This window comes from Aeromonas oralensis (assembly GCF_049665575.1).
Lineage (GTDB): Bacteria > Pseudomonadota > Gammaproteobacteria > Enterobacterales > Aeromonadaceae > Aeromonas > Aeromonas hydrophila.
Window position 1 is genome coordinate 537,880 of the sequence record NZ_CP187186.1, and the last position, 26,327, is coordinate 564,206.

Genomic DNA, 26,327 nt, shown 5'->3' on the forward strand with positions numbered 1-26,327 from the left:
TTGTCCTGTTTGCAGGTTGAAAATGTCAGCTGCCGTTACAACGGCCGCAATGTGCTGGAGCAGCTCTCCCTGACGGTGGCAGACAACGAGATCGTCTGCCTGCTGGGCGCGAGCGGCTGTGGCAAGACCACGCTGCTCAAGGCCATCGCCGGCCTGCTGCCGCTGGCGGAGGGCACGATCCGCCTCGGCGATACCCTGCTCGACGGGCCAGATACCAGCGTGCCGCCCGAGGCGCGCAACATCGGCATGATCTTTCAGGATTACGCCCTCTTTCCCCACCTGACGGTGGCCGACAACGTCGGCTTCGGCCTGACCAAACTCGATCGCCGTGCCCGCCAGCAGCAGGTGGACGAGGCGCTGGCGCTGGTCAATCTGCAGGGGTTGGGGGATCGCTATCCGCACCAGCTCTCCGGTGGCCAGCAGCAGCGGGTGGCCATCGCCCGGGCGCTGGTGTGCAAGCCGCGGCTGATGCTGCTGGACGAGCCCTTCTCCAACATCGACACCCAGGTGCGGATGAAGTTGATCCTGGAGATCCGCGCCCTGCTCAAGCAGCAGGGGATCGGCGCCATCTTCGTCAGTCACAGCAAGGAAGAGGCCTTTGCCTTCGCCGATCGGCTGGCGCTGTTTCGCGCGGGTCACATCGAGCAGGTGGGCCAGCCGGAGCAGCTCTATCGCTGCCCGCAGAATCGCTTCGTGGCGGAGTTTCTCGGCGGGGTCAACTATCTGACTGCCGAGGTAGTGGACAGCCACTGCGTGCGCACGGCGCTCGGGGTCATCTGCGGCAGCGAGCCCCATGGCAGGGCCGCGGGTGAGCTGCTGCAACTGATGCTCAGGCCCCAGCAGTTGTTGCTGGAGAGCGCCGCGGATGGCGAGCTCAAGGTGGTGGAGCAGCAGTTCCTCGGCCATCACTGCCGGGTGCTGTTCGAGAGCGGCGAGCTGCGGCTGGAGGCGAGCATTGGCGAGCCGCTGGAGGGGGCGCGGGCGCGGGTCAGAGTGACGCCCCACGCGCTGGTGTTGTTTGACCCTTTACCCTGAACGCGTGATATCGTCGTGAAATCAATGAACTGGAACCGCGCTGGTTTATAATCGCGCAACGCTAACCGCCCATATCGCCAATGTCTGTTCAGGGGAGAGATATATGAAAGCCCAAGCCGGGATCTGTGCCGAGCCCAATCTGCACGCCCTCTATCTGATGTTCAACCGCACTGGTGACGCAGCCGAGCTGGTGGCCCGTCTGGCTAGGTTGCCGGCCCTGTGGGAGGCGGTGGCCGCCGATTTCCCCGCTGCCGGCTTCAGTGGTCTGGTCGCCGTCGGTGCCGATGCCTGGGATGGTCTCTATCCTGCCGCCCGTCCGCCCCAGTTCCGCAGCTTCCTGGCGCAATCCGCCAACGGTCAGGAGGCCCCCAACACTCCGTTTGATCTCTTCATTCAGCTGCGTGCCGATCGGGTGGACGTGCTGCACCACGCCGGTCAGCGCGTCATGGCTCTGCTGGCCGGGCTGGTGGAACTGGCGGAAGAGGTGCGCGGTTTTCGCAACCTCGACTGCCGCGATCTGACCGGTTTCGTTGATGGCACCGAGAACCCGCAAGATGAGCACCGCGCCGAAGTGGCGCTGCTGGATGGCGGCGAGTTTGCCGGCGGCTCCTACATCCACGTGCAGCGCTGGGTCCACGCCATGAGCGACTGGGAGAAGCTGGCACTGAAGGAGCAGGAAGACATCATCGGTCGCACCAAGGTCGACAACATCGAGTACGAGTCGGCCGCCAAGCCGCTGACCGCCCACATCAAGCGGGTCAACCTCAAGACGCCGAAGGGAGAGTCCATGGAGATCCTGCGCCAGAGCATGCCCTGGGGCACCATGACCGAGCAGGGGCTCTACTTCATCTCCTGCTGCCGCACCCCGCTGCACTTCAACGCCATGCTGGCCAGCATGTACAAGGGGGAGGGCAGTCACTTCGATCACCTGCTGCGCTTCACCAAGGCGGTGACCGGCGCAGCCTTCTTCGCCCCTTCAGAAGATTTTCTGGTGGCGCAGGGCAAATAAGGCTCGCCCACCCGTAGATAACAAAAATCCCGGCCTTGGCCGGGATTTTGCGTTTTGGCGGGACCGCGATGACGCGGTGCTCACCATTACGGCGTCTGTTCGAACAGCTCGAGGGCGGAGAGGTAGAGCTCTTCGATGTCGGTGTCGCTGGTCGGGGTGATGAAGATGGTGTCGTCACCGGCGATGGTGCCGAGGATCCCTTCGGCCTTGCCGAGGGAGTCGAGCAGGCGGGCGATCAACTGGGCCGCACCCGGGCTGGTGTGGATCACCACCAGAGCACCGTTGTGGTCGACATCCAGCACCAGATTCTTGAGCGGGCTGGAGGTGGTGGGCACGCCCAGTTCCACCGGCAGGCAGTAGACCATCTCCATCTTGGCATTGCGGGTGCGAACGGCGCCGAAGCGGCTCAGCATGCGCGATACCTTGGATTGGTTGATGTTTTCGAAGCCCATCTCTTGCAGGGCAGTCACTATCTCTGCCTGGGAGCCAAATCGTTCTTCTTTCAGCAAGGCTTTAAAGGCCTTGGCCAGTTTTTCTTGCTTGTCGTTATGCTTCATCTTGGACTCACGAATGAGGAGGTTTGGCTGCCTGTCACGCTCAGGCGGCAGATATGAACAGCGTGCCCATTTTGCATTCATATGCCTATTTTTGCAAGGAAGCGGCGCTTGTTCTGCATATTGATTCAAATATAGCTTGCATCCACCCATGCCAGCGTTAGAATCAGGATGAAATTTTGAAAACTTATTCAATTGGGCTGTATGGGTATTGAATTAATCGGTATCGAAAAATCCTGGCACAAGGTGCCGGTACTGCAACAGGTCAGCTTTCGGACCGCTCCCGGTGAAACCTTGGTGCTGCTGGGCCCGAGCGGTGCCGGCAAGAGTTCTCTGCTGCGCATGATGAACCTGCTGGACACCCCGGATGCCGGTGTTCTGCGCATCGGTGAAAGTGAATTTTCTTTCCCGTCCAGCCTCTCCACCGCCGAGTTCAACCGCCAGACCCAGGCGCTGCGGCGCAAGGTGGGCATGGTATTCCAGCAGTACAATCTGTGGCCCCATCTCACCGTGATGGAGAACCTCATCGAGGCACCCGTCAAGCTGCTTGGCATGAGCAAGGCGGCGGCCATGGAGAAGGGGGGCTATCTGCTGGCCCAGCTGCAACTGGCGGACAAGCGCGACGCCTGGCCGGCGCGGCTGTCCGGCGGTCAGCAGCAGCGGGTGGCCATCGCCCGTACCCTGATGATGGACCCCCAGGTGCTGCTGTTTGACGAACCGACCGCCGCCCTCGACCCCGAGATCACCAAGGAAGTGGCAGAGATCATCCGCAATCTGGGCCAGACCGGCATCACCCAGGTGGTGGTGACCCACGAGGTGGAGTTCGCCCGCAAGGTGGCCAGCCAGGTGATCTATCTGGAGAAGGGGCGGATCATCGAAGCCGGTTCCGCCGCCATTTTCCAAGCCCCGCAAACCAGCCGGTTTGCCGAATTCTTGATGAATTGATATTCAAATCGATAAGGAAGCTGTCATGAAAAAGAGTCTGTTGCTGGTCGCCGCCATGGGCCTGCTGAGCACCTCGGTGCTGGCCAAGGAGATCAAGTTCGCCACCGAGGCCACCTACGCGCCGTTCGAATACCTGGACGACAAGAACGAGTTCCAGGGGTTTGACATCGATCTGGCCCGCGCCATCTGTGAACAGGCCAAGCTGGAGTGCAGCTTCCACAACCAGGCCTTCGACAGCCTGATCCCAAGCCTCAAATTCCGTCGCTATGACGCCGCCATCGCCGCCATGGACGTGACCCCGGAGCGGGCCGCCCAGGTCGATTTCTCCGACATCTATTACCAGAACTCCGCCGTGTTCGTGACCAAGAAGGGCGCCTTCAAGGGGCCGGAAGAGCTGGTGGACAAGACCGTCGGTGTGCAGAACGGCACTTCCCACCAGTCCTATCTGGTGGACAACTGGGTGAGCAAGGGTCTGCTGACCGTGCCCTACGCCAGCTACCAGAGCGCCTTCCTCGACATGATGAACGGCCGCACCGACGGCGTGTTTGCCGATACCGCGGTGGCCGCCGACTGGCTCAAGCAGCACAAGGAGTATGCCGTGATCGGCACGCCGGTGACTGACGCCAAGTACTTCGGTACCGGTTTTGGCATCGCGGTGGCCAAGGGCAATCAGGAGCTGCTGACTCAGCTGAACAAGGGGCTGGCCGACATCAGGGCCAACGGCACCTATCAGAAGATCTACGACAAATATTTCGCGCACTAAGCCATGTTGAGCCTGTTGTTGGATGCTGCCTGGATGACCCTCGGGCTGGCCTTGGCATCCCTGGTCGGGGGCATGGTGCTGGCGCTGGCGTTCAGCGCCGCCGAACTGAGCAAGCAGCGCGCTCTGGTGTGGCCGGTGGCTACCCTGACCACGCTTATTCGCGGGTTGCCCGAGCTGCTGGTGGTGCTGTTCATCTACTTCGGCTCGACCCAGGTGCTGTTCCTCATCACCGGCGAGTACGTGGAGTTCAGCCCGTTTGCCTGTGGCGTGCTGGCGCTCTCGCTGCTGTTCGCCAGCTACGCCACCCAGACCCTGCGTGCCGCCCTCAATGCGGTGCCCGCGGGGCAGCGGCTGGCGGCGCAGGCGCTCGGCCTTGGCAAGGGGCACACCTTCTTTCGCATCGTGCTGCCCCAGGCATGGCGTCACGCCCTGCCCGGGCTCGGCAACCAGTGGCTGGTGCTGCTGAAAGACACCGCTCTGGTCTCTCTCATCGGGGTGAACGAGATGATGCGCCAGGCACAGATGGCTTCGGCCAGCACCTATCAACCCTTCACCTGGTACGCCGCTGCCGCCCTCATCTATCTGGCCATCAGTCTGGTGAGTGAATTCGGCTTGAAGCAGGCGTCCCGCTATACCCGCCGTTACGGAGGCTGACCATGCAGGATTACCTGATGACCCTGCTAGGAGGGCTGGCGATCACCTTGCAGCTCACCGTGTTCAGCTTGTTGCTGGGCGTGCTGATGGCGGCCGGCATGACCTGGGTGCTGGAGCGTCGCATTCCGGTGGCGACCCAGCTGGTGCAGCTCTGGGGACTGGTCTTTACCGGTACGCCGCTGCTCATCCAGATCTTCCTCATCTACTACGGGCCTGGCCAGTTTGAATGGCTCAAGGCGGGGCCGCTCTGGCCGCTGCTCAAGCAACCCTGGTTCTGCGCCGTGCTGGCGCTCGGTTTCAATACCGCCGCCTACTCCACCCGGCTGTTCAAGGGGGCGCTCGACGCCATCCCCGCCGGTGAAGTGGAGGCCTGCCGTGCGCTCGGCTTCTCGGCCGGACAGACCCTGTGGATGAAGACCCGCCATGCCGCCCGTCGGCTGGTCCCCGCCTATTCCAACGAGGTGATCCTGGTGCTCAAGGGGAGTTCGCTCGCCAGTACCATCACCATCATGGACATCATGGGGCTGGCCCAGCGTCTCAACGCCCAGACCTATGACACCCTGGCGGTGTTCACCGTAGCTGGTGCCCTCTACCTGACCATGAACGGATTGTTAACAATTGGTTTTCGTTGGTGTGAACGCAGGGCGTTGGCCTTTCAGGGCTGAGATCGGCAGATCTACCTATTAATGGTGAGGTGAAGTGCAGGAAATCTGTGCTTCCCCTCCAATTTTTTGCATTTTCCCCCATTTTTATTCGCCGCCTGTTTATTGGCTCACAGAACCTGTGATTACAACTGTTATCAGATTGTTTTTTAGGGGGGGATCCTTTAAGGTTGGGCGCACAACAAGAAACAACCTTAAACCTACGCTTAAACATGGAGTTGATCATGAAAGTTGCCGTTCTGGGTGCCGCCGGTGGCATCGGCCAAGCCCTCGCTCTGCTGTTGAAAAACCGTCTGCCTGCTGGTTCCGAATTGAGCCTGTATGACATCGCTCCGGTGACCCCGGGCGTGGCGGTCGATCTGAGCCATATCCCGACTGACGTGAAAGTAAAAGGTTTCTGCGGTGAAGATCCGAGCCCGGCTCTGGTCGGCGCCGATGTCGTGCTGATCTCCGCCGGCGTGGCTCGCAAGCCCGGTATGGATCGTTCCGACCTGTTCAACATCAATGCCGGCATCGTCAAGAATCTGGTGGAAAAGTGCGCCGCCTCTTGCCCGAAAGCGCTGATCGGCATCATCACCAACCCGGTCAACACCACGGTCGCCATCGCTGCCGAAGTGCTGAAGAAAGCCGGTGTCTATGACAAGCGTCGCCTGTTCGGCGTCACCACCCTGGACGTGATCCGTGCCGAGACCTTCGTGGCCGAGGCCAAGGGTCTGAACGTCGACAAGGTGCGCGTCAACGTGATCGGTGGCCACAGTGGTGTGACCATTCTGCCGCTGCTCTCCCAGATCGAAGGTGCCAGCTTCACCGCCGACGAAGTGGCCGCTATGACCAAGCGTATTCAGAACGCCGGTACCGAAGTGGTGGAAGCCAAGGCTGGTGGCGGTTCCGCTACCCTCTCCATGGGCCAGGCTGCCTGCCGTTTCGGCCTGTCGCTCATCAAGGGCCTGCAGGGTGAAGCCAACGTCATCGAGTGCGCCTACGTGGAAGGCGACGGCAAACACGCCACCTTCTTTGCGCAGCCCATCCTGCTTGGCAAGAACGGTGTCGAAACCGTGCTGGATTACGGCAAGCTGAGCGCCTTCGAACAAGAGGCGATGGATGGCATGCTGGCCACTCTGAAAGCCGATATCCAGCTGGGTGTCGACTTCGTCAAGTAAGGCGTCCGGATGGACAGCAGGGGGAGCTTCGGCTCCCCTTTGTCGTTATGGTGACGGATGCAGGCGGTGCCGGCCTAAGGGGATGTCACTGGCTGCCGATAACAGGGTGCTGCAGGAGATCCTTATGATGAAACCCATTACCCTTGTCGGCCTTCTCTGTTTGCTGACGCCCCCATTGCTGACGAGCCAAGCGCAGGGGGCCGAGCCTTCCGCCTCTGCCGCCGTCGCGACGAGCGGGGCCGTGGCCGCCTCCGCACCGGCCAGTACGCCGGCGCAGCCAGAGGTTGCCATTCAGCCTTCCACGGCTGCCCCGTCCTCTGCTGCGGTACCTGCATCGGCGGCCGTGCAAACCACGGCAACGCCAGCCGTCAGTCCGGCCGCCCCCTCTGCGCCGGTAGTGGCAGAGAGTTCAACATCCTCAGCTTCTGCACCAGCGGCAGCCCCCATCCCCGCGCCTGTCGCCGCTGAGGGCGATCGCTCGCCGAACAATCGTCCCATGACCAGCACACCGACCAGCAGCGGCCTGAATGTGGACAGCGGCACGCTGCAGGCGGTACCGCTCTATCGCCAGGACGAGCTGCTCAACTGGATTGAACAGGGACGTCACCTCCAGCAGGTGAAGCAGGATAGGTGCCAGCTTACCCAGGATATCGAGGTGCGGGCCGAAGTGATGAAGATCCCGTCTTATCAATTTCTGTGGGGGGACATGCTGGCTTGGGGGGTCTGTACCAAGCCCAATGCGGAGCTGGGGGTCAAATTCATGTGGGATGCTGCCAATCAGGGGTTGGCGCCGGCACTGGAACAGCTGGGCCGCTACTACTGGAAGGGTACGCTGGTGCAAAAGGATCTGCTCAAGGCCGAGACCCTGATGCGGGAGGCCGCCAGCCTGGGCTTCCAGCGGGCGCAGATAGAGTGGGTGGAGATGCTGCTGCAGGGAATGGGCAGCCCGCTCGACTATGAAGAGGCCTATCACTGGCTGCACAGTACTGTGATCGGCGACAAGGCGCTGCACCAGAAGGCGACCAGCCTGCTGAGCCGGCTTGGCAACCGGATGCCGGCCAATGCCATCGCCCGTGCCAAGGCGATGCACTGATCCAAAAAAATGACCCACGGATCTGCATCCGTGGGCCGGGAGGAGCCGGCCGCCGTGCCGTGACAGGCTGGCTCCTCATCTGGTTATAGTGATTAGCCCGCCTTACAGATCTTGGTGGGGACCAAAAACTTCGTAATGGAGCTGGCCGGCTGGAATGCCCGCCGCGATCAGCTGCCGCTTGACTGCCTGCATGAAGCCGACGGGGCCACAGAAGTAGTAGTGGGCCTGCGGCGTGATGCGCTCCTTCACTGCAGTCAGCTCCATCGTACCGGCAAAGTCGTAATCTTCGCCCTGCACATCACTGGCCTGCGGCTCCCGATACCAGACCTGGCTCAGCAGGTTGGCGTGTTGGCGGGATTTTTGCTGAATATCCTCCCTGAAGGCATGTACGGCACCCTGTTCGCAGGCGTGCAACCAGGTGATGTCGGCCTGATGGCCGTTCGCCAGCAGCTGGTTGAGCATGCTCATCATCGGCGTGACACCCACACCGGCCGAGAGCAACACCACCGGGGTATGACCATCGGCTTTCAGGTAGAAGTCGCCGGTGGGTGGCATCACCTCGATCTGGTCACCCGCTTGCAGATGATCGTGCAGCAGGTTGGAAACCTGGCCCTGCGGCTCGCGCTTGACGCTGATGCGGTAGTGCTGGCCGTTGGGCGCATCGGAGAGGGAGTACTGGCGGATCTCCTGATATTCCAGCTCGGGGTGGACCAGCTTGATGCTGAGGTACTGGCCCGGTTTGAAGTCCAGTACCGGCTTGCCATCCACCGGCGCCAGCAGGAAGGAGGTGATGAGTTCGCTCTCGACCCGCTTCTCCTTGATCAGGAAGGGGCGGGAACCCTGCCAGCCACCTGCCTGGCTTGCCTTCTCCTGATAAATCTCGCTCTCGCGGCCGATGAAGATGCTGGCGAGCACGCCATACGCCTTGCCCCAGGCATCCAGCACCTCGTCGGTTACCGCACTTCCACCCAATTCTTTGAGCGTGGCCAAGAGATGACTACCTACAATGTGATATTGTTCTGGCTGGATCAGGAAACCCGTGTGCTTGTGGGCGATACGCTCCACGGCCCCGGCCAGTGCCCCCAGGTTGTCGATGTTCTTGGCATAGGCCGCTACCGCATTGAACAGCGCCAGCGGCTGGCCGCCACTGCGCTGGTGCGCCAGGTTGAAAATGTCTTTCAGTTCCGGGTTATGGCTGAACATGCGCTGGTAGAAGTGCTGGGTGAGCGCGGGGCCCGCCGATTCGAGCAAAGGGATGGTGCTTTTGATGACGGCGATGGTGGCTTGGTCTAACATAGGAGGTCCTTGCTAATTGAACATCTAAAATGTCACTTAATAAGCTGCATCCTAGATGTTTATTTGATATGAATCAATAATCAATTTCCGCGCGATGCGCCACAGGCACTATGAGACTAACTAGCTATACCGATTTTGGATTGAGAGCCCTGCTCTATCTGGCGACCCTGCCGGAGGGCGAATTGTCGAGCGTGGCCAAGGTTTCCGCCTTGTATGACGTCTCCCGCAATCACATGGTGAAGGTGGTGAACCAGCTGGTAAAACTGGGCTATCTGCAGTCCCAGCGCGGCAAGAATGGCGGGATCCGCATGGCCTGCGCGCCGGAGACCGTCAATATCGGTCAGGTGATCCGGGCGCTGGAAGGCAATCTTGACGGTATCGACTGCAATTCGCCGGCCTGTCATATCGTCTCGGTCTGCCTGCTGAAGAATGCCCTGAAGGAGGCGATGAACGCCTTTCTGGCGGTGATGGACAGCTATACCCTGCAAGACCTGCTGGCCAATCGCGACGAGCTGCAGAAGGTATTTGGCGAATTGATTCCGACCCTGGTGCTGGAGCCGGAGCCGGACGAGGAGAGCGAGTGAGCAAGAAAAAAGGCTGCCAGTGGCAGCCTTTTTTCAATCCTCAAAACCAGACTCGTTACGGTATAAATCGGGCATGATCCGCGCCATCTTCACCATGTTGTTCTCCACTTCCAGGATCTCGATGGGGTAGCCGGCCAGCCGCAGGCTGATGTTGGGCTGGGGGATCTCCTCCAGGTATTCCAGGATGGCGCCATTGAGCGTTCTGGGCCCGTCGATGGGCAGTTGCCAGCTCATCTCCTTGTTCAGCTCGCGGATGCTGGCCGAGCCCTCCACCAGGAAGGAGCCGTCCGGCTGGGGGTGGATCTCGTCGCTGGGAGCGGGGGTCATGGAGGTGGTGAAGTCGCCCACTATCTCTTCCAGAATGTCGTCCAGGGTGATCAGTCCCTGAATGTCGCCATATTCGTCGACGATCAGGCCGATTCGTTCCTTGTTGCGCTGGAATTTGGCCAGCTGCACGTTGAGCGGCGTACCTTCCGGAATGAAGTAGATCTCGTCCACCTCCCGCAGCAGGCTCGACTTGTTGAACTGATCCCTGGCCATCAGCCGCAGTGCGTCGCGGGCGTGCAGAAAGCCCACCACGTCGTCGATGTTGTCGCGATAGAGCAGGATCTTGGTGTGGGCACAGTGGGCCAGCTGGCGCAGTATGGTTTTCCAGTCGTCGTTGATGTCGATGGCGTAGATCTCGCTGCGCGGCACCATGATGTTCTCCACCGTCATCTTGTCCAGATCCAGAATGCTGAGCAGCATCTCCTGATGGCGCTGGGGGATGAGGCTGCCGGCCTCGTTGACGATGGTGCGCAGCTCCTCGGTATTGAGGGAGTCATCCTTGCTGGGGTTGAGCCGCAGTAGCTTGAGCAGGCCGGTGGTGATGCCGTTGATCAGCCAGACCAGCGGCGAGAGCGGTACCATCAGCCCCTTGAGCACCCAGGAGGCCGGGTAGGCAATCTTCTCCGGGAACATGGCAGCCAGAGTCTTGGGGGTCACTTCACCAAACACCAGCACGATCAGGGTCAGGCCGAAGGTAGCGATGGCCACCCCCAAATCGCCGAAGATGCGGATGCAGACGATGGTGGCGATGGCCGAGGCGAGGATGTTGACCAGGTTGTTGCCGATCAGGATCAGCCCCAGCAGGCGATCCGGGCGGGATAGCAGCTTTTCTACCCGGCGGGCAGCCTTGTGTTTGGTTTGGGCCAGATGCCGCAACTTGTAACGGTTGAGGGACATCATGCCGGTTTCGGAACTGGAGAAAAAAGCAGACAAGAGGATCAAGATAACGAGAACAATCAGTAATGTACTCGTTGAGATACTGTCCAAGAAGGGCTCCTGTGGGAGTGGATGATAAAAAGGGTGGCGGTCAGCTCAACAAGACTTCTTTGACGAAGCGGCTGCCAAAATAGGCCAAGGTCAGGATGAAGCTGCCGATCAGACTCAGGGTGATGACCTTGCGACCGCGCCAGCCACGGGTATGGTGGCCCCACAGCAGCAGCACGTAGACGCACCAGGCCAGGATCGAGAGGATAGCCTTGTGGGACTTGCCCTGGGCGAACATGTCTTCGAGGAAGAACAGGCCGGAGGCAATGGAGAGGGTCAGCAGGAACAGACCTGCCGAGATGAGCTGGAACAGCCGCTTCTCCACCGTCATCAGGGGTGGCATGGCGGGCAGCTGGCTGATCTTGCGCGATTTCAGCTGCCGGTCCAGACAGGCGAGCTGCAGTGCAAACAGGCAGGCGATCATCAATACCGAGTAAGCCATCAGCGCGAGACCAATGTGCAGCAGCAGCTGGGGATGGGCCTCCAGATGGGTGATGTAGCGGCCGGGAATGAGGGCGCTGGCGGCCAGCAGCAGGGCCGAGAAGCTGTAGACCACCGGCAGCAGGATCCAGCCGTTGAAGCGGCGAGTGACGCAAGTCATGAAGCAGCTGATGATGAGACTGACCAGCGAGGCCACGTTGAGCATGCTCAGATTCTGGCCGGAGTGTGTCACCAGCACTTCGCTAGCCACGGCGGTGCCATGGGCGATCAGGGCCAGTCCGATACAGGCAAACAGGGGGGCTTGTCCCACTGGTTTGGCACTGAGCAGCAGGTGCAGAGAGGCGATGATGGCCAGCAGATAGAACGCCAGGGCCAGAACAGAGATCACGATCATAACCGGGTCGTTGTCGAGCAAGCGATTGGGAACAGGAAGGGCAGTATACCTTGCACAAGATGTGCTCGCCAGTTGTGCTGCCGCCGATCCGCCCATATATAGACAGCAGTCTGCCGCTGCGGCGTGCACCAGAAGGCGCACCGGCACCGTCCGAAATACCAGCCTGGGTTCATTGTGCCTGCCCTTTTGAGGGCAGGTCACCGTCGTGTGCGGCGAATAATCGTCCTCATTGCGCCGGCTGAGGTATAATGCCCCCATTTGTTACGCCAAAAACCGGAATGCGTCATGTTTGAGAATTTGACTGAACGACTCTCGCGCACCCTGCGCAATGTCAGCGGCCGTGGTCGTCTGACCGAAGAGAACATCAAAGAGACCTTGCGCGAAGTTCGCATGGCGCTGCTCGAGGCGGACGTCGCCCTGCCGGTGGTGCGTGACTTCGTGGCTCGCGTCAAGGAGCGGGCGGTTGGCCAGGAAGTGGCCAAGTCCCTGAGCCCGGGCCAGGCCTTCATCAAGATTGTGCATGGCGAACTGGTCTCCGTGATGGGGGAGGCCAACGAGCAGCTCAACCTGGCAGCCCAGCCACCGGCCATCATCCTGATGGCGGGTCTGCAGGGTGCCGGTAAAACCACCACGGTCGGCAAGCTGGCCAAGCTGCTCAAAGAGCGCAGCAAGAAGAAGGTGCTGGTGGTCAGTGCCGACGTCTATCGTCCGGCGGCGATCAAACAGCTGGAAACCCTGGCCAATGACATCGGTGTCGACTTCTTCCCGAGTGATGCCAGCCAGAAGCCGGTCGACATCGCCAATGCAGCCATCGATCAGGCGCGCAAGAAGTTCTATGACGTGGTGATCGTCGATACCGCCGGCCGCCTGCACGTCGACAGCGACATGATGGACGAGATCAAGCATCTCCACGCCACCATCAAGCCGGTCGAGACCTTGTTCGTGGTGGATGCCATGACCGGTCAGGATGCCGCCAACACCGCCAAGGCCTTCAACGAGGCGCTGCCGCTGACCGGCGTGATCCTCACCAAGGCGGACGGCGATGCCCGCGGTGGTGCCGCTCTGTCGGTGCGCCACATCACCGGCAAACCGGTCAAGTTCATCGGTATGGGCGAGAAGACCGATGCGCTGGAGCCGTTCCACCCGGATCGTCTGGCCTCCCGCATCCTCGGCATGGGCGACGTGCTCTCTCTGATCGAAGAGGTGGAGCGCAACGTCGATAAAGAGAAGGCGGCCAAGCTGGCCAGCAAGGTCAAGAGCGGCAAGGGCTTCGATCTGGAAGATTTCCGCGAGCAGCTGGCCCAGATGCGCAACATGGGCGGCATGATGGGCATGCTCGACAAGCTGCCAGGCATGTCCGGCCTGCCGGACAACATCAAGGATCAGATGGATGACAAGCTCACCGTGCGGATGGAGGCCATCATCAGCTCCATGACGCCCAAGGAGCGTGCCCATCCCGACCTCATCAAGGGCTCTCGCAAGCGTCGTATCGCCGCGGGTTCCGGCATGCAGGTGCAGGATGTGAACAAGCTGCTCAAGCAGTTCACCGAGATGCAGCGGATGATGAAGAAGATGTCCGGCAAGGGCGGCATGCGCAAGATGATGGGGCAGATGAAGAACATGCTGCCGCCGGGATTCGGTGGTGGCCGCGGCCCCTTCTGATTGCCGGGTCGTCATGCACACGTCAGGGGCTCACCAAGGGTGGGCCCTTTTCATGGGGCCGCTTGTGCAAAAAATGGCTGGCTTGGTTGCAATTATTACGAATCCAAGTAGAATTACGCGGCTTATTTTAAGCTAGGGTCCGCGTGTTTGCGGGCCTTGTTCATTAGATGTTAATGAGGACGATATGGTAACCATTCGTTTACAACGTGGTGGCGCGAAAAAGCGTCCGTTCTACCAGGTAGTAGTTGCTGACAGCCGTAACGCCCGTGACGGTCGTTTCATCGAGCGCGTTGGTTTCTTCAACCCGGTTGCTTCTGGTAACGCTGAAAAGCTGAACCTGGACCTGGCTCGCATCGAGCATTGGGTTGGTACTGGTGCCGCTGTTTCTGACCGCGTTGCCAAGCTGATCAAAGACGCTGCCAAAGCTGCTTAATCAGCCAAACGGTAAGGAGTTAAGGTGGAAAAACCTGTAGTTCTGGGCACCCTGGGTACCGTTTACGGCATCAAGGGCTGGCTTAAAGTGAACTCCTTCACCGATGTTGCCGAAGCGATTTTCGATTACAACCCCTGGCTGATCAATCAGAACGGGGTGTGGCGTGAAATTCAGGTTTCATCCTGGAAGCGTCACAACAAGGGTCTGATCTGCAAACTCGATGGTATCGACGTGCGCGAGGATGCCCTGGCATTGACCAATGTCGAGATTGGCGTAGCCGCCGATCTGTTGCCTGCGTTGCCTGAGGGCGAGTTCTACTGGCGTGACCTGATTGGTTGCTCGGTAGTGACCACCAAGGGATACGACCTGGGCAAGGTGACCGAATTGATGGAAACCGGCTCCAACGATGTGTTGGTGGTTGAGGCCAATGTAAAAGATGCCTTTGGTGCGAAGGAGCGGTTGATTCCGTTCCTGGAAGAGCAGGTGATCAAGAACATTGATCTGACTGCTCGAACAATCGAAGTTGATTGGGATCCTGGTTTCTAGTTTCCCGCGCTAACACGGGTGCCGGAGGTTTCTTATGTGGATTGGGGTGATTAGCCTCTTCCCTGAAATGTTCCGAGCCATTACCGAGCACGGGGTAACGGGTCGGGCCGTCAAAAGTGGCCTGCTGCAGATTGAGTGCTGGAACCCCCGGGACTTTACCCACGACAAGCACCGTACGGTCGATGATCGTCCTTATGGTGGTGGGCCCGGCATGTTAATGATGGTTCAGCCGCTGCGTGACGCGATTCATGCAGCCAAGCAAGCGGCGGGAGACGGGGCGAAAGTCATCTATCTCTCTCCTCAGGGACGCAAGCTGACTCAAGCGGGCGTGACCGAGTTGGCGACGAATCAGAAACTGATTCTGGTCGCCGGTCGATACGAAGGTATCGATGAACGCGTGATACAAACCGAAGTCGACGAAGAGTGGTCTATCGGGGATTACGTGTTAAGTGGTGGCGAGTTGCCTGCCATGACCCTGATCGATGCGGTTTCGCGTCTGGTCCCTGGGGTTTTGGGCGATCAGGCCAGTGCCGAGCAGGACTCCTTCACGGATGGCCTGCTGGATCATCCCCACTACACTCGGCCGGAGTTGTTGGATGGGTTGGCGGTGCCAGAGGCGCTGACAAGCGGCAATCACGAAGTGATTCGGCGCTGGCGGCTCAAGCAATCGCTCGGACGAACCTGGCAGAGAAGGCCGGAACTTATTAACAACCTAGCTCTGACTGACGAGCAAGAATCACTTCTTGCCGAGTATGTCCGCGAAGTGCGTGACAGCGTTAAGTAGAGTTTTCAGTTTATCCTAGGTAAGGAAAGACAATGAGCAAGATTATTCAGCAGCTTGAACAAGAGCAACTGCGTACCGACATCCCGGCTTTTGCCCAGGGCGACACCGTACGTGTTCAAGTTCGTGTTAAAGAAGGTGGTAAAGAGCGTCTGCAGGCTTTCGAAGGCATCGTTATTGCCAAGCGTAACCGCGGTCTGCACTCTGCTTTCACCGTTCGCAAGATCTCCAACGGCGAAGGTGTTGAGCGTGTATTCCAGACTCACTCTCCGCTGATCCACAGTGTAGAACTGAAGCGTCGTGGTGATGTTCGCCGCGCCAAACTGTACTACCTGCGCAACCTGTCCGGCAAAGCTGCTCGTATTAAAGAGAAGCTCAACTAATTCGATTCGAATTGGTGTCGGTATGTCGGCGAAAAGCTCGACAGGTAGTGAAAAGGCTCGCCAATGGCGAGCCTTTTTTGTATCCGCTTTCGGGTGTGCCGGCTCAACCTGGCTGGCTGACCCGCACCACTGAGTTGTCGCGTCCGAAGGGGCCGGGCACGTAGTCATCCGCCGCCCAGTCATTGTCGTAGTGGGTCTCCCCGTTGGGTTGCACCAACTGGTAGCAATACTCGAAATGCTCGGGACCGTCGGTCGGCAGATTGAGGGTGGTCTTGAACTCACCGCTCTTCATCCGCTTGAGCTCGATGGGTTGCCACTGGCTGAACTCCCCCAGCAACAGCACCTGCTCGGCCTCTCCTGCTGCCTCTTTTTCCACGGCAAAGGTCACCTTGACCTCGGGGCGAGACTTGAGAAATTGCTTGTTGATCGGCATGACGCCTCCTTGTCCTGATTGCGAAGAAATAGCTGCTGGCTATTTTTATATCACTTTATGACAAGGATGTTGATAAGCGAGATCAAGCGGGCAGGGCAAAGTGGCGCTGCAGCAGCCCGTGGGTAAAGCCTATCTTGAGGTAAAAGCCGCGCGGCAGGGTCATGATCGGCTGGCCGTTGCGGCCGATGGCCCGGGTCAGAGCCTTGTTGTTGGCCGCCTTGGGACGCAGTTGCAGCACCTGGCCGTGGCGGGCGTTGATCTGCTCCACCTCTCCCAGCACTATCATGTCCATCAGCTCTTCCCAGTCCTGGCGCAGCAGCCGCTCCTCCTCTTCATTCGGACTCCACAACAGCGGCATACCGATCCGGCGCTCACCTATGGGGATCTCGCGGCTGCCCTCCACCGGGATCCAGAGCACGCGAGAGAGCTTGTTGCGCACATTGGACTGTTCCCACTGCTGGCCGCTGACACCGATCAGCGGTGCCACGCAGACGAAGGTCGTCTCCAGTGGTTTGCCCTGAGGATCGATGGGGATCGTCTTGAGTTCGATGCCAAGATCCGGGAAGTCCTGTTCGGGCTTGCTGCCAGCGCTGGCCCCCAGCTGCCACTCGATCAGCTGACCAACCCAGCCCTTGTCACGACGCAGATCCGCCGGTACGGCGATGCCGGCCGTGGCGGCCAGCTGGGACAGCGTGAAGCCCGCCATGGCATAGGCGCGGGCCAGCAATTCCTGCTCGGACTGGGGGTTGGTGGGCATGGGTCACTCCTGCAAAGGGGAATTATTCTAGCAACTCTGATCCTTGCTGAGGATCGCTGTTTTTATAACCGATCCTGGCAGGGGTATGCACAGGGGGGGCTGTTTTGTGAGTAAGTACTTATCATAATGATTTTAAACAAATTTGTCTCTATTCTCTCGGTCATTGACCAGCAGGATCCAGGCTCAAAATAGTTGTCCAAGGGTTTGCTCGCGATGTTGCACACAGTTATCCACAGAAATCTTGGATAACTGCTGGCAAGAGCTAATAGTTGGCTCATTGTTACAAAAAAATGTGAAACAGCACCGATTTCAACGGCGATTCCAGAGCAGATAGTGTGCCACTCCTGTGGATAAAATAGCCGTGGTGGATCTTTGAACAGTAGAACTTGTTCACAATCGAGATCCCGGATCGCCGGCCGTGAAAGACATGGATCTTGATCCAGCATTGATTGTTTAACGTCATGTATTTAAATGCATATTCTGTTTTTATCAACATGGGGTATGCTGTCGCCTGGTTTGGATCAGATAAATGAAACTACTGTATATACCTGCTTGCTCACAGGCTTATGCACAGTCTGGGTGGGCAACTTGGTCCGGTTGATCCTTGGATTTGTTTATAAGTCGGCTTGAAATTGAAAGTTATTCATGAGTGGGGGATCGCAGTCCCTGTTTGCTGCCACGAGGTGAATGTGGAACAATCCCCTTATAGATTCAGCCTTTATAAGGTGATCACGTGATAGATGGCGACGGGTTTCGTCCCAATGTCGGAATCGTGATCTGTAACCGTGACGGACAAGTATTGTGGGCTAAGCGCTATGGGCAGCACTCCTGGCAGTTTCCGCAGGGAGGGGTTGATGATGGTGAGACGCCGGAGCAGGCCATGTATCGTGAGCTATATGAGGAGATAGGCCTCAAGCCCGAAGATGTGACCATCATGGCCACCAGTCGCAACTGGCTGAAGTACCGCTTGCCCAAACGCCTCGTTCGTTGGGACAGTTCACCGGTCTGTATTGGCCAAAAACAAAAATGGTTCTTGCTGCAGCTGGATCCGGGCAGGGAGTCCAGGATCCAGTTCGGCTGTCATGGTCATCCCGAGTTTGATGACTGGCGTTGGGTCAGCTTCTGGTATCCGGTCCGTCAGGTCGTCTCCTTCAAGCGGGAAGTCTATCGACGGGTAATGAAGGAGTTTGCCCCGCTGGCGATGCCGGTGCCGGCAGTTCAGGTCAACAAGAAGGATGGGCGGCGCAATCGCCCCCGTTAAGGAGCACAGATTAGTTGTTAACGGAACTCAGACGCATCGTCGAAAGCATGGCCGAGGCCAATACCCTCGAGCTGGCCTTGCAGGCATTGGTCAGCCAGACCCGGCTGGCCATGATGGTGGACTGCTGTTCCGTTTATGTCTCAGAACCCGAGATGCGCCGCTACCGGCTGGCCGCGACCGATGGTCTGGCCGAGTCGGCGGTGGGCAAGGCCACCCTGCCGTTCGAGCAGGGCATCGTCGGTCTGGTGGGTCAGCGGGAAGAGCTGATCAACCTGGCCGATGCCCCCTCCCATCCCAGCTTCAAGTTCCTGCCCGATGTGGCTGAAGAGGCGTTTCGCTCCTTCCTCGGCGCCCCCATCATGCATCAGCGTCAGGTGGTGGGCATTCTGGTGGTGCAACAGAAGGAGAGCCGCCTCTTCGATGAGGGGGAAGAGTCCTTCATGGTGACCCTGGCGGCCCAGCTGGCGGCCCGGATCGCCCAGGCCCAAGCCAAGGGCTGGCTGCAGAAGACCGACTGGAGCAAGCCGCTGCGCGGCATTGCCGGTGCCAGCGGCATCGCCATGGCCAAGGCCTGGGTGTGGCGGCCGCGCAAGGAGCTCAACTCCATCACCCCGCGCAAGGATGAGGATCACGCCAGACAGCTGGAGCGGCTGAATGTGGCGGTGGAGGAGGTGCGCCACGATCTGGAGAGCCTGGCACTGCGATTTCGCGAGAGCTACAGCCAGGATTCGGTCGCCATCTTCGACATTTATCTGCATCTGCTGAACGATCCGGGCTACATCAAGCCCATTCGCAACAAGGTGAGCAAGGAGCACTGGACGGCCGTTTCGGCGGTCAAGCTCATCAGTGACCGGCTGATCGATCAGTTCAAGGGGATGAAGGACCCGTACCTGCAGGAGCGCTCCACCGATGTGAAGGACATTGCCCAGCGGCTCATCAGCCGGCTGGTGCAAAACGAGCCAGAGCATATCGCCATCGGCGAGCCGGTGGTGCTGGTTGCCGACGAGGTGACCGCCACCATCCTGGCTGAAGTCCCCCGCGAGTTTCTGACCGGGGTGGTGTCGCTCAAGGGGGGTACCAACTCCCACGCCGCCATTCTGGCTCGCGCCATGGGGGTGGCGGCCATCATGGGGGTGGATCTGCCGCTCGGCGACATCGGTGGTCGCATGCTGGTGGTCGATGGCTACAGCGGCGATCTCTTCATCGAACCCAACCAGGTGATCCTGACCGAGTACCGCCAGCTGCTGAGCGAGGAGCGGGCGCTCGATACCCTGGTGCGCAGCGTCGACAACCAGCCCTCCGAGACGGCCGACGGCGTGCCTGTTTCCCTGCTGCTCAACGCCGGGCTCAGTGCCGACACCGAAATATCCCTCAATCAGCTGGCGGACGGGGTCGGCCTCTATCGCACCGAAATTCCCTTCATGCTGCAGGACAGCTTCCCCTCCGAGTGGGAGCAGACCGCCCGTTATCGCGGCATTCTGGAGACCTACCGCAACCGGCCGGTCTGCATGCGAACCCTGGATGTGGGCGGCGACAAGCAGCTGCCCTATTTCCCCATCGTCGAGGAAAATCCCTTCCTTGGCTGGCGGGGGATCCGGCTCACCCTGGATCACCCCGAACTGTTCCTGGTGCAGCTCAAGGCGATGCTGCGGGCCAGCGAAGGGCTGGACAATCTGGCCATCATGCTGCCGATGATCAGCAGCGTCAGCGAAATCAAGGCTTCCCGCCGCCTGCTGGATCAGGCCTGGCGAGAAGTGTCGGAAGAGGCGGCCAGCCGGGAGGCGGTGATCCGCTATCCGAGCCTGGGGGTGATGATCGAGGTGCCTTCCGCACTCTACATCCTGCCCGAAATGGCGCCACTCATCGATTTCTGGTCGGTGGGCAGCAACGATCTGACCCAGTACCTGCTGGCGGTAGATCGCAACAACGCCAGGGTCGCCAATATCTACGATGCTTTCCATCCGGCGGTGATCCGCGCCCTGCAACTGCTGGTCGATGCCTCCCATCGTTACCAGAAGCCGGTGTCGGTGTGTGGTGAGCTGGCCGGTGATCCGGTCGGGGTGCTGCTGCTGTTGGCCATGGGCTATCGCCGCTTCAGCATGAACACCCACAACATCGCCCGCATCAAGTACGTGCTGTGTCAGTCCACCCTGAGCGAACTGACGGTGCTGCTGACGGATGGCCTCAAGCACGACAACCCGCATGTGCTGCGCGGCCTGTTTGCCCGCTATCTGGAAGAGCACGGCCTGGGCGGTTTGCTGCGCGCCGGTCACAAAACGAAACAGACTGATTGATAATCATGCCTTGTCCCTGCTGACGAATGATCGGAAAATGCGGCTTTTCTTATGACTGGGGCCGCTTATGCAGCACGATGGATATTGGGTTTTCTCGCAGATTGATCCCGTAGCATTCAGTTTGGGACCACTATCGGTACGCTGGTATGGTCTCATGTACCTGTTTGGTTTCGCCTTTGCCATGTGGCTGGCGGGGCGCCGCGCGGATGCGCCGAACAGTGGCTGGACCCGCAACGAGGTCTCGGACCTGCTGTTTTACGGCTTCCTCGGGGTGATCCTGGGTGGTCGGGTCGGTTACGTGCTGTTCTACAACTTCGACCTGTTCCTGGCCGATCCCCTCTACCTGTTCAAGATCTGGACCGGTGGCATGTCGTTCCACGGCGGCCTGATCGGGGTCATTACCGCCATGGTCTGGTTTGCCCACAAGACCAACCGCCACTTCTTCACCGTAGCTGACTTCGTGGCACCGCTCATTCCGTTCGGCCTCGGCGTCGGTCGCATCGGCAACTTCCTCAACGGCGAGCTGTGGGGCCGGGTCACCGATGTGCCCTGGGCCATCATCTTCCCGGAGGCGGGCCCCGAGCCGCGCCATCCGTCCCAGCTCTATCAGTTCGCACTGGAAGGGGTGGTGCTGTTCATCATTCTCAACCTGTTCTGGCGCAAGAACCCACCCCGTGGCGCCATCTCCGGCATGTTCCTGCTGTTCTACGGCCTGTTCCGCTTCCTGGTGGAATTCGTGCGCCAGCCGGACAGCCAGCTCGGTCTCTACTTCCAGGAGATCAGCATGGGCCAGATCCTCTCCACCCCGATGATCATCATCGGAGCCCTGATGATCTGGGTTGCCTACAAGCGGCCACAGCTGTTCGGTAACAGCGTCAAGGAGGCAAAGCAATGAGAGCCTATCTCGACCTGATGCAGAAGATCCTCGATGAGGGGACCGTGAAATCCGACCGTACCGGTACCGGCACCGTCTCCCTGTTCGGCCATCAGATGCGCTTCAATCTGGCGGAAGGCTTTCCGCTGGTTACCACCAAGAAGTGCCACCTGCGCTCCATCATTCACGAGCTGCTGTGGTTCCTCAATGGCGATACCAACACCGCCTACCTGAAAGAGCACGGCGTCAGCATCTGGGACGAGTGGGCCGACGAGAACGGCGATCTGGGGCCGGTATATGGCGCCCAGTGGCGCTCCTGGCCGGCGGCTGACGGGTCTGTCATCGATCAGATCCAGAAGGCGGTGGATGACATCAAGCACAATCCGGATTCGCGCCGCATCATCGTCTCCGCCTGGAACGTGGGCGAACTGGACAAGATGGCGCTGGCACCCTGCCATGCCTTCTTCCAGTTCTATGTGGCCGACGGCAAGCTCTCCTGCCAGCTCTACCAGCGCAGCTGTGACGTGTTCCTCGGCCTGCCGTTCAACATCGCCAGCTATGCTTTGCTGACCCATATGATGGCCCAGCAGTGTGACCTGGAAGTGGGCGACTTCGTCTGGACCGGTGGTGACGTGCACCTCTACTCCAACCACATGGAGCAGACCGCGCTGCAGCTCTCCCGCGAGCCGCGCCCGCTGCCGACCCTGGTGATCAAACGCAAGCCAGACTCCATCTTCGATTACAGGTTCGAGGATTTCGAGATAGAGGGTTACGACCCCCATCCCGGCATCAAGGCGCCTGTCGCCATCTGATGTGAAAGGCGCCCATGAGGCGCCTTTTTTATGCATAAAAACCACAGAATATTCACTCTGATGACTGGGCTTCGAGTGAAATCCGTGTGGGAGAAAACCTGCTTATAGCAGGCATGTTTGATTTTGCCTTCGGTTTTCTCGTTGTATTTCGCAGTAAGAAACGATTTTCCATTAATTGTTATGGGATATAGACTCAAAACAAAGTAATACTGTGGATAATTTAACCATGAGCGACGTAATCAAAAAGTTCCTCAAGCTGGAGGCCGCCTCCGGAATAATTCTGATCATGGCGGCCATGCTGGCGATGATCCTGGCCAACAGCGGCCTGGCCGGCAGCTATCAGGCCTTCCTCGATACCCAGGTGCAGGTACGCATCGCCGCCCTCGACATCAACAAGCCGCTGCTGCTCTGGATCAACGATGGCTTCATGGCCGTCTTCTTCCTGCTGGTCGGCCTCGAGGTGAAGCGCGAGATGCTGGAAGGGGCCCTCTCTTCCCGGGTGCAGGCCACCTTCCCGGCCATCGCCGCGGTGGGCGGCATGCTGGCGCCCGCGCTCATCTATGCCTTCTTCAACTATTCCGATGAAGTGGCGCGCGCCGGCTGGGCCATTCCCGCCGCCACCGACATCGCCTTCGCCCTCGGGGTGATGGCGCTGCTGGGCAAGCGGGTGCCGGTCAGCCTCAAGGTGTTCCTGCTGGCGCTGGCCATCATGGACGACCTGGGCGTCATCATCATCATCGCGCTGTTCTACACCCAGCAGCTGTCGCTGACGGCGCTGGCGATCGGCATCCTGGCGACCCTGACCCTGCTCTGGATGAACCGCCGCGGCGAGGATCGGATCAGCCTCTACATGCTGGTGGGGCTGGTGCTCTGGGTGGCGGTGCTGAAGTCGGGCGTCCATGCGACCCTGGCGGGGGTTATCGTGGGCTTCATGATCCCGCTCAACGGCAAGCGTTATGCCTCGCCGCTCAAGCAACTGGAGCATGCCCTGCACCCCTGGAGCGCCTACCTGATCCTGCCGCTGTTCGCCTTTGCCAATGCCGGGGTGTCGCTGGAGGGGATCGGCCTTTCCGCCCTGTTGAGCCCGGTGCCGCTCGGCATCATGCTGGGGCTGTTCATCGGCAAGCCGCTCGGGGTGTTCACCATCAGCTGGCTGGCGGTGAAGCTCGGCATTGCCCAATTGCCCAACGGGGTCAACTTCAAACAGATCTTCGCGGTCAGCATCCTGTGCGGTATCGGCTTTACCATGTCGATGTTCATCGCCTCGCTGGCCTTCGAGCACGGCGGGTTGGATTACGGCAGCTATTCGCGCCTCGGGATCCTGGTGGGATCGACCCTGGCGGCGATCGTCGGTTATCTCGCCCTGCGCATGGCGCTCCCGAACCGGGAGGCCGACCAAAGCACGGAGGGGTTATGAAAAGACTAGGATGGCTGGCCTTGCTGGCGCTGAGCCAGACGGCCTGGGCCGGCAGTCTGCAGGATTGCCAGCAGGATGCGGCCTCGGCCGGCTGCTCGGCCTACCTCAACGGGGTGGTCGACAGCGCCCTGATGCTGGGGGACAAGCAGGCCAAGGCCCAGTTTGGCGAGACCTTCGCAGAACGGGCGTTGAGCAGCCGGGCCGGCGAGCGGGTCAAACAGTCCAACAAGCGTTACTGCATGGAGCGGATGCCGGATCCGGCCAGCCTCAAGGCCCATCTGCAGGCGCAGTTCGACGCGAACAAGGTTGACTCGATCAGCGACATGTATGACATTCTGGCGGCTGAACTCAGTTGCTACCGGAGTCCGCGCAGCGCGGGAACCCCATCGGATGTCACACCTTAACTACAACCATCTCGACTATATTTTATTTTAAATATCTTTAATAATCAGTCGCTTGTGGTGTTTGCTTTGTAACATGGCGATGAAGTGGCGGCAGCTTATCTTCTGCCGCCATTTTTATTCCGGTAGCTCGTCGAGTTTCACTTCGAGCTGCAGGCGGTTGGTGTAGCCCTGATTGGTGAGGTCGTGCACCACCTGGGTGAGTAGCCAGTCGGCCTCGTCTATCTTGGTCTTGAACCCCCTGACGGTGGTGGGTTGTTCCGGGTAGAGCTCTGGCCGGCCCCTGGCCAGGGTGATGTCGAACTCGGCCACCCCGCGCTGGATCCGCTCCCACTCTGCCCTGGCCTCCCGCATGGCATTGGCCTGGTTGGCGTAGACGTGGCGCAGTTCCTTGACGTTCTCGCTGCTGCCGACCAGCAGCTCGTTCTCTTTCTTGTTGACCACGACGCCCGGCGGCAATGGCCGCTCAGGCTTCGGTTTGGTCTTTCTCTTGCGCTTCACCTCGACTTTCTTTTTCTCTGCGGCTTTGTTGTCTTGCCAGTAGGCCGTCACGCCGGTGTAGGCGTCTCGGTCTGCCACTGAGAAGCGGTGCTGATCGCCATCTTGGCGGGTAATGGTGATAGCTGGCAGCGGCTGGCCCTTTGCGGTGGTGCCCTGACCGGCTTTGATGAACATCAGGCGGCCAGATTTGACGGTAGAGATGGCATCGCACTGGCCAGCCAGGCGGGTAAGGAAGGCCAGATCGCTTTCGTTGGCCTGGTCGATGTGGTCGATCAGCTGCCCCTTGAGCGAGTCACCCACGCAGGGTGTGAGCTGGTAGGTGGCGGCCACCTGTTCGACGATGCTGCCGACGGTGGATTGGTGCCAGCTGCGCTCGCGCAGCTTGTTCATGCTGCCGCGCAGGTCAGCCGATTTGCCCCGAATGGTGAGCACATCTGGGGCGCCGGCGTGCTCTACTTCGTCAATCTTGTAGGTGCCCTTGTCGACCAGGGCGCTGCCTTGCCAACCGATGAGGGCGCGCAGGGTGGCCCCCCGGCGCGGCATATCCAGCTGACCGTCGCTGTCATCGAGGGTGATCTCGATGGTGTCTGCGGTGAAACCCCGGTTGTCGGTGATGGTCATCGACATCAGGCGCGGGCGGATGGCGGCCGAAATGTCTTTGCCATCGACCAGCACCTGGTAGGCCGGCACCGGATGGCCTTGGCGCAGGGCATCGAGCGAGCTGGTGATGCCGAGATTCTCGGCCAGGCGGCTGCCAAACTGGTCAAGCGCCCCCATCAGAGGATCCCCCCAGCTTGCCGCCGATGCTACCCATGAGTTTGCCCACCCCCAAGCGGCCGAGCAGGTTGCCCGCGGTGCGCCCCAGCAGGGTGTTGCCCAGCGTGCTGTCGTTGTCGTCGACCCGCTTGAGCTTGATGCTGAACTCTATCTTGCGGGCGGCACCATCGCTGAAAAACTCGGTGCGGGTGGTGCTGATGCCCTCTATCACGAACGAGCCACGCATCACGCCATCGCCCTGGATCAGGGGGAAGGCTTCACCGCTGTCGCCCATCTGGCGCAGCATGTCGAGTGATACCGGCCCGCCGGTCAACTCTGGGTATAGCACCCCGCTCAGGGTGCTGGTTTCATCGTCAGGGCCGAGGAATTGGTAAGCCGGGCGAGCGCCGACCCGGTTATTGCCCGGGTGGCGCCATGCCCATTCGTCTTGCTGGGATTGAGGGGCAACTGTCGAGCGCATAAACACGAACCAGCCCAGGGTCATCATCATGGTGTCAGCTCCTTCTTGGCAGCGCGAAGCGGGCGGTGATGCCGATGTGGTCAGCCAGATCGCGGGCGATGGTGTGGTTACGGTGGATGGCGCGCATGTCGTCGCGCAGGCGGTTCATCTCTTCCATCAGCAGGAAGAGGCGATCTTCGAGCTGGCGTTCGAGCAGCACGTTGTCACGGTCTGCCTTGCGCAACATGCTGGTGTAGTTGTCGATGGTGGCGAGGGGGTTGGCGTAGTCCGGTTGGGTGCGGGCGGCGAGCTGGGCGGCCATCCAGTTGAAGGCGTTGATGTACGCCTCTTTGATAGCGGCGGCCTGTTTGCCGGTGAAGCCCATGACCAGAAAGATAAAGCCGTCTTTGGTCATGTTCCAAGCTCTGCGCTGCTCCCCTTTTCCGTCCACATATTCAACCGCCTCAAAATTGAGGGCGTTGAATTCTTTCGAGCATTCTAGAGTTTCCAGCTTGCGCAGTACGTTGTCATGACGCTTGCCAAAGACTTCGGCCACCTTGAGGGAGGTGGTCATGGGCTGGCCATGGTTGAGGCTGATGATGTCGGCAGGGGTAAAGGTGGTGATGGCGTTCATGGTGTGATTCCTCGGATGCGA

Annotated in this window: 29 protein-coding genes; 20 read left to right on the top strand and 9 right to left on the bottom strand. The window is 59.8% G+C overall.

The features are described 5' to 3' along the window. Both ACPDZI_RS02620 and ACPDZI_RS02625 read left to right on the top strand, forming a co-directional pair. Window positions 1-1,035 carry an ABC transporter ATP-binding protein gene (locus tag ACPDZI_RS02620; protein ID WP_438833953.1) on the top strand — a complete coding sequence of 345 codons (1,035 nt, stop codon included), beginning with the start codon at window positions 1-3 and terminating at the stop codon, window positions 1,033-1,035. A 103-nt stretch (window positions 1,036-1,138) separates the two neighbouring features. Further along, window positions 1,139-2,044, top strand: coding sequence for a Dyp-type peroxidase (locus ACPDZI_RS02625; RefSeq protein WP_438833954.1), 906 nt, complete (start codon window positions 1,139-1,141; stop codon window positions 2,042-2,044). Between the two features lie 86 nt (window positions 2,045-2,130). Here the strand turns inward: ACPDZI_RS02625 and argR are convergent, their stop codons facing one another. After that, window positions 2,131-2,601: a transcriptional regulator ArgR gene (argR, locus tag ACPDZI_RS02630; protein WP_005308670.1), complete on the bottom strand. Its 471-nt coding sequence runs from the start codon at window positions 2,599-2,601 to the stop codon at window positions 2,131-2,133. 201 nt (window positions 2,602-2,802) lie between these two features. On the opposite strand from argR, the gene ACPDZI_RS02635 reads away from it, so the two are divergent. The 6 genes from ACPDZI_RS02635 (at window position 2,803) to ACPDZI_RS02660 (ending at window position 7,875) form a co-directional block, all read left to right on the top strand. After that, complete coding sequence (locus ACPDZI_RS02635; protein WP_438833955.1) at window positions 2,803-3,543, top strand: ATP-binding cassette domain-containing protein; 741 nt, start codon at window positions 2,803-2,805, stop codon at window positions 3,541-3,543. Window positions 3,544-3,568: 25 nt separating this feature from the next. Beyond that, complete coding sequence (locus ACPDZI_RS02640) at window positions 3,569-4,306, top strand: transporter substrate-binding domain-containing protein (RefSeq protein WP_438833956.1); 738 nt, start codon at window positions 3,569-3,571, stop codon at window positions 4,304-4,306. 3 nt (window positions 4,307-4,309) lie between these two features. Next, window positions 4,310-4,960, top strand: coding sequence for an arginine ABC transporter permease ArtQ (gene artQ, locus ACPDZI_RS02645; RefSeq protein ID WP_053288113.1), 651 nt, complete (start codon window positions 4,310-4,312; stop codon window positions 4,958-4,960). 2 nt (window positions 4,961-4,962) lie between these two features. Next, entirely contained in the window at window positions 4,963-5,625 is a 663-nt protein-coding gene (gene artM, locus ACPDZI_RS02650; RefSeq protein WP_438833957.1) for an arginine ABC transporter permease ArtM, read from the top strand. 221 nt (window positions 5,626-5,846) lie between these two features. After that, entirely contained in the window at window positions 5,847-6,782 is a 936-nt protein-coding gene (gene mdh / locus ACPDZI_RS02655) for a malate dehydrogenase (RefSeq protein WP_005308680.1), read from the top strand. A gap of 496 nt (window positions 6,783-7,278) precedes the next feature. Further along, window positions 7,279-7,875, top strand: coding sequence for a tetratricopeptide repeat protein (locus ACPDZI_RS02660; protein WP_194759143.1), 597 nt, complete (start codon window positions 7,279-7,281; stop codon window positions 7,873-7,875). A gap of 102 nt (window positions 7,876-7,977) precedes the next feature. Here the strand turns inward: ACPDZI_RS02660 and hmpA are convergent, their stop codons facing one another. After that, window positions 7,978-9,171 carry an NO-inducible flavohemoprotein gene (gene hmpA / locus ACPDZI_RS02665; protein ID WP_438833958.1) on the bottom strand — a complete coding sequence of 398 codons (1,194 nt, stop codon included), beginning with the start codon at window positions 9,169-9,171 and terminating at the stop codon, window positions 7,978-7,980. Between the two features lie 110 nt (window positions 9,172-9,281). Between hmpA and ACPDZI_RS02670 the strand changes: the two genes are divergently transcribed. After that, window positions 9,282-9,755, top strand: coding sequence for an Rrf2 family transcriptional regulator (locus tag ACPDZI_RS02670; RefSeq protein WP_076361508.1), 474 nt, complete (start codon window positions 9,282-9,284; stop codon window positions 9,753-9,755). A 33-nt stretch (window positions 9,756-9,788) separates the two neighbouring features. Here ACPDZI_RS02670 and ACPDZI_RS02675 read toward each other — a convergent pair whose 3' ends face one another. Beyond that, entirely contained in the window at window positions 9,789-11,069 is a 1,281-nt protein-coding gene (locus ACPDZI_RS02675; protein ID WP_076361507.1) for an HlyC/CorC family transporter, read from the bottom strand. 40 nt (window positions 11,070-11,109) lie between these two features. Continuing rightward, window positions 11,110-11,901 (bottom strand): cytochrome C assembly family protein, encoded by a 792-nt coding sequence (locus tag ACPDZI_RS02680; RefSeq protein ID WP_076361719.1) that lies wholly within the window; start codon window positions 11,899-11,901, stop codon window positions 11,110-11,112. 285 nt (window positions 11,902-12,186) lie between these two features. On the opposite strand from ACPDZI_RS02680, the gene ffh reads away from it, so the two are divergent. The 5 genes from ffh to rplS all read left to right on the top strand — a co-directional run bounded on the left by ffh (window position 12,187) and on the right by rplS (window position 15,706). Next, window positions 12,187-13,563: a signal recognition particle protein gene (ffh, locus tag ACPDZI_RS02685; RefSeq protein ID WP_011704629.1), complete on the top strand. Its 1,377-nt coding sequence runs from the start codon at window positions 12,187-12,189 to the stop codon at window positions 13,561-13,563. A 184-nt stretch (window positions 13,564-13,747) separates the two neighbouring features. Further along, entirely contained in the window at window positions 13,748-13,996 is a 249-nt protein-coding gene (gene rpsP, locus ACPDZI_RS02690; RefSeq protein ID WP_005341383.1) for a 30S ribosomal protein S16, read from the top strand. 24 nt (window positions 13,997-14,020) lie between these two features. Then, complete coding sequence (rimM, locus tag ACPDZI_RS02695; protein ID WP_011704630.1) at window positions 14,021-14,542, top strand: ribosome maturation factor RimM; 522 nt, start codon at window positions 14,021-14,023, stop codon at window positions 14,540-14,542. 34 nt (window positions 14,543-14,576) lie between these two features. Next, the gene (trmD, locus tag ACPDZI_RS02700) at window positions 14,577-15,326 is read left to right on the top strand and encodes a tRNA (guanosine(37)-N1)-methyltransferase TrmD (RefSeq protein WP_011704631.1); all 750 of its coding nucleotides are present in this window, start codon (window positions 14,577-14,579) and stop codon (window positions 15,324-15,326) included. 32 nt (window positions 15,327-15,358) lie between these two features. Continuing rightward, on the top strand, window positions 15,359-15,706 hold the full coding sequence (gene rplS, locus ACPDZI_RS02705) for a 50S ribosomal protein L19 (protein ID WP_005313505.1): 348 nt from the start codon (window positions 15,359-15,361) through the stop codon (window positions 15,704-15,706). Window positions 15,707-15,809: 103 nt separating this feature from the next. On the opposite strand, the gene ACPDZI_RS02710 is transcribed toward rplS, so the two are convergent. Continuing rightward, window positions 15,810-16,139 carry an isoamylase early set domain-containing protein gene (locus ACPDZI_RS02710; protein WP_263680446.1) on the bottom strand — a complete coding sequence of 110 codons (330 nt, stop codon included), beginning with the start codon at window positions 16,137-16,139 and terminating at the stop codon, window positions 15,810-15,812. A gap of 82 nt (window positions 16,140-16,221) precedes the next feature. After that, window positions 16,222-16,896, bottom strand: a complete 675-nt coding sequence (gene mutH / locus ACPDZI_RS02715; RefSeq protein ID WP_438833959.1) for a DNA mismatch repair endonuclease MutH — start codon at window positions 16,894-16,896, stop codon at window positions 16,222-16,224. Between the two features lie 733 nt (window positions 16,897-17,629). Here mutH and rppH point away from each other — a divergent pair. The 6 genes from rppH to ACPDZI_RS02745 all read left to right on the top strand — a co-directional run bounded on the left by rppH (window position 17,630) and on the right by ACPDZI_RS02745 (window position 23,958). After that, on the top strand, window positions 17,630-18,157 hold the full coding sequence (rppH, locus tag ACPDZI_RS02720) for an RNA pyrophosphohydrolase (RefSeq protein ID WP_011704634.1): 528 nt from the start codon (window positions 17,630-17,632) through the stop codon (window positions 18,155-18,157). A 14-nt stretch (window positions 18,158-18,171) separates the two neighbouring features. Beyond that, window positions 18,172-20,451 carry a phosphoenolpyruvate--protein phosphotransferase gene (gene ptsP, locus ACPDZI_RS02725; protein WP_076361506.1) on the top strand — a complete coding sequence of 760 codons (2,280 nt, stop codon included), beginning with the start codon at window positions 18,172-18,174 and terminating at the stop codon, window positions 20,449-20,451. Between the two features lie 67 nt (window positions 20,452-20,518). Then, on the top strand, window positions 20,519-21,346 hold the full coding sequence (gene lgt / locus ACPDZI_RS02730) for a prolipoprotein diacylglyceryl transferase (protein ID WP_168968042.1): 828 nt from the start codon (window positions 20,519-20,521) through the stop codon (window positions 21,344-21,346). Continuing rightward, the gene (gene thyA, locus ACPDZI_RS02735) at window positions 21,343-22,137 is read left to right on the top strand and encodes a thymidylate synthase (protein WP_168968043.1); all 795 of its coding nucleotides are present in this window, start codon (window positions 21,343-21,345) and stop codon (window positions 22,135-22,137) included. The genes lgt and thyA overlap by 4 nt, the downstream gene beginning before the upstream one ends. 226 nt (window positions 22,138-22,363) lie before the next feature. Beyond that, a complete protein-coding gene (nhaA, locus tag ACPDZI_RS02740) occupies window positions 22,364-23,554 on the top strand; it encodes a Na+/H+ antiporter NhaA (protein WP_024944573.1) in 1,191 nt (396 codons plus the stop codon). Next, entirely contained in the window at window positions 23,551-23,958 is a 408-nt protein-coding gene (locus ACPDZI_RS02745) for a hypothetical protein (RefSeq protein WP_024944572.1), read from the top strand. The genes nhaA and ACPDZI_RS02745 overlap by 4 nt, the downstream gene beginning before the upstream one ends. A 114-nt stretch (window positions 23,959-24,072) precedes the next feature. Here ACPDZI_RS02745 and ACPDZI_RS02750 read toward each other — a convergent pair whose 3' ends face one another. Genes ACPDZI_RS02750 through ACPDZI_RS02760 form a run of 3 tightly spaced genes read right to left on the bottom strand, consistent with a single transcriptional unit; the run spans window position 24,073 to window position 26,306 of the window. After that, the gene (locus ACPDZI_RS02750; RefSeq protein ID WP_438833960.1) at window positions 24,073-25,233 is read right to left on the bottom strand and encodes a phage late control D family protein; all 1,161 of its coding nucleotides are present in this window, start codon (window positions 25,231-25,233) and stop codon (window positions 24,073-24,075) included. Beyond that, window positions 25,220-25,723: a phage tail protein gene (locus tag ACPDZI_RS02755; protein WP_438833961.1), complete on the bottom strand. Its 504-nt coding sequence runs from the start codon at window positions 25,721-25,723 to the stop codon at window positions 25,220-25,222. Before ACPDZI_RS02755 ends, ACPDZI_RS02750 begins: the two co-directional genes overlap by 14 nt. A gap of 4 nt (window positions 25,724-25,727) precedes the next feature. After that, window positions 25,728-26,306 carry a Rha family transcriptional regulator gene (locus ACPDZI_RS02760; protein ID WP_139752945.1) on the bottom strand — a complete coding sequence of 193 codons (579 nt, stop codon included), beginning with the start codon at window positions 26,304-26,306 and terminating at the stop codon, window positions 25,728-25,730. Window positions 26,307-26,327: the final 21 nt, after the last annotated feature.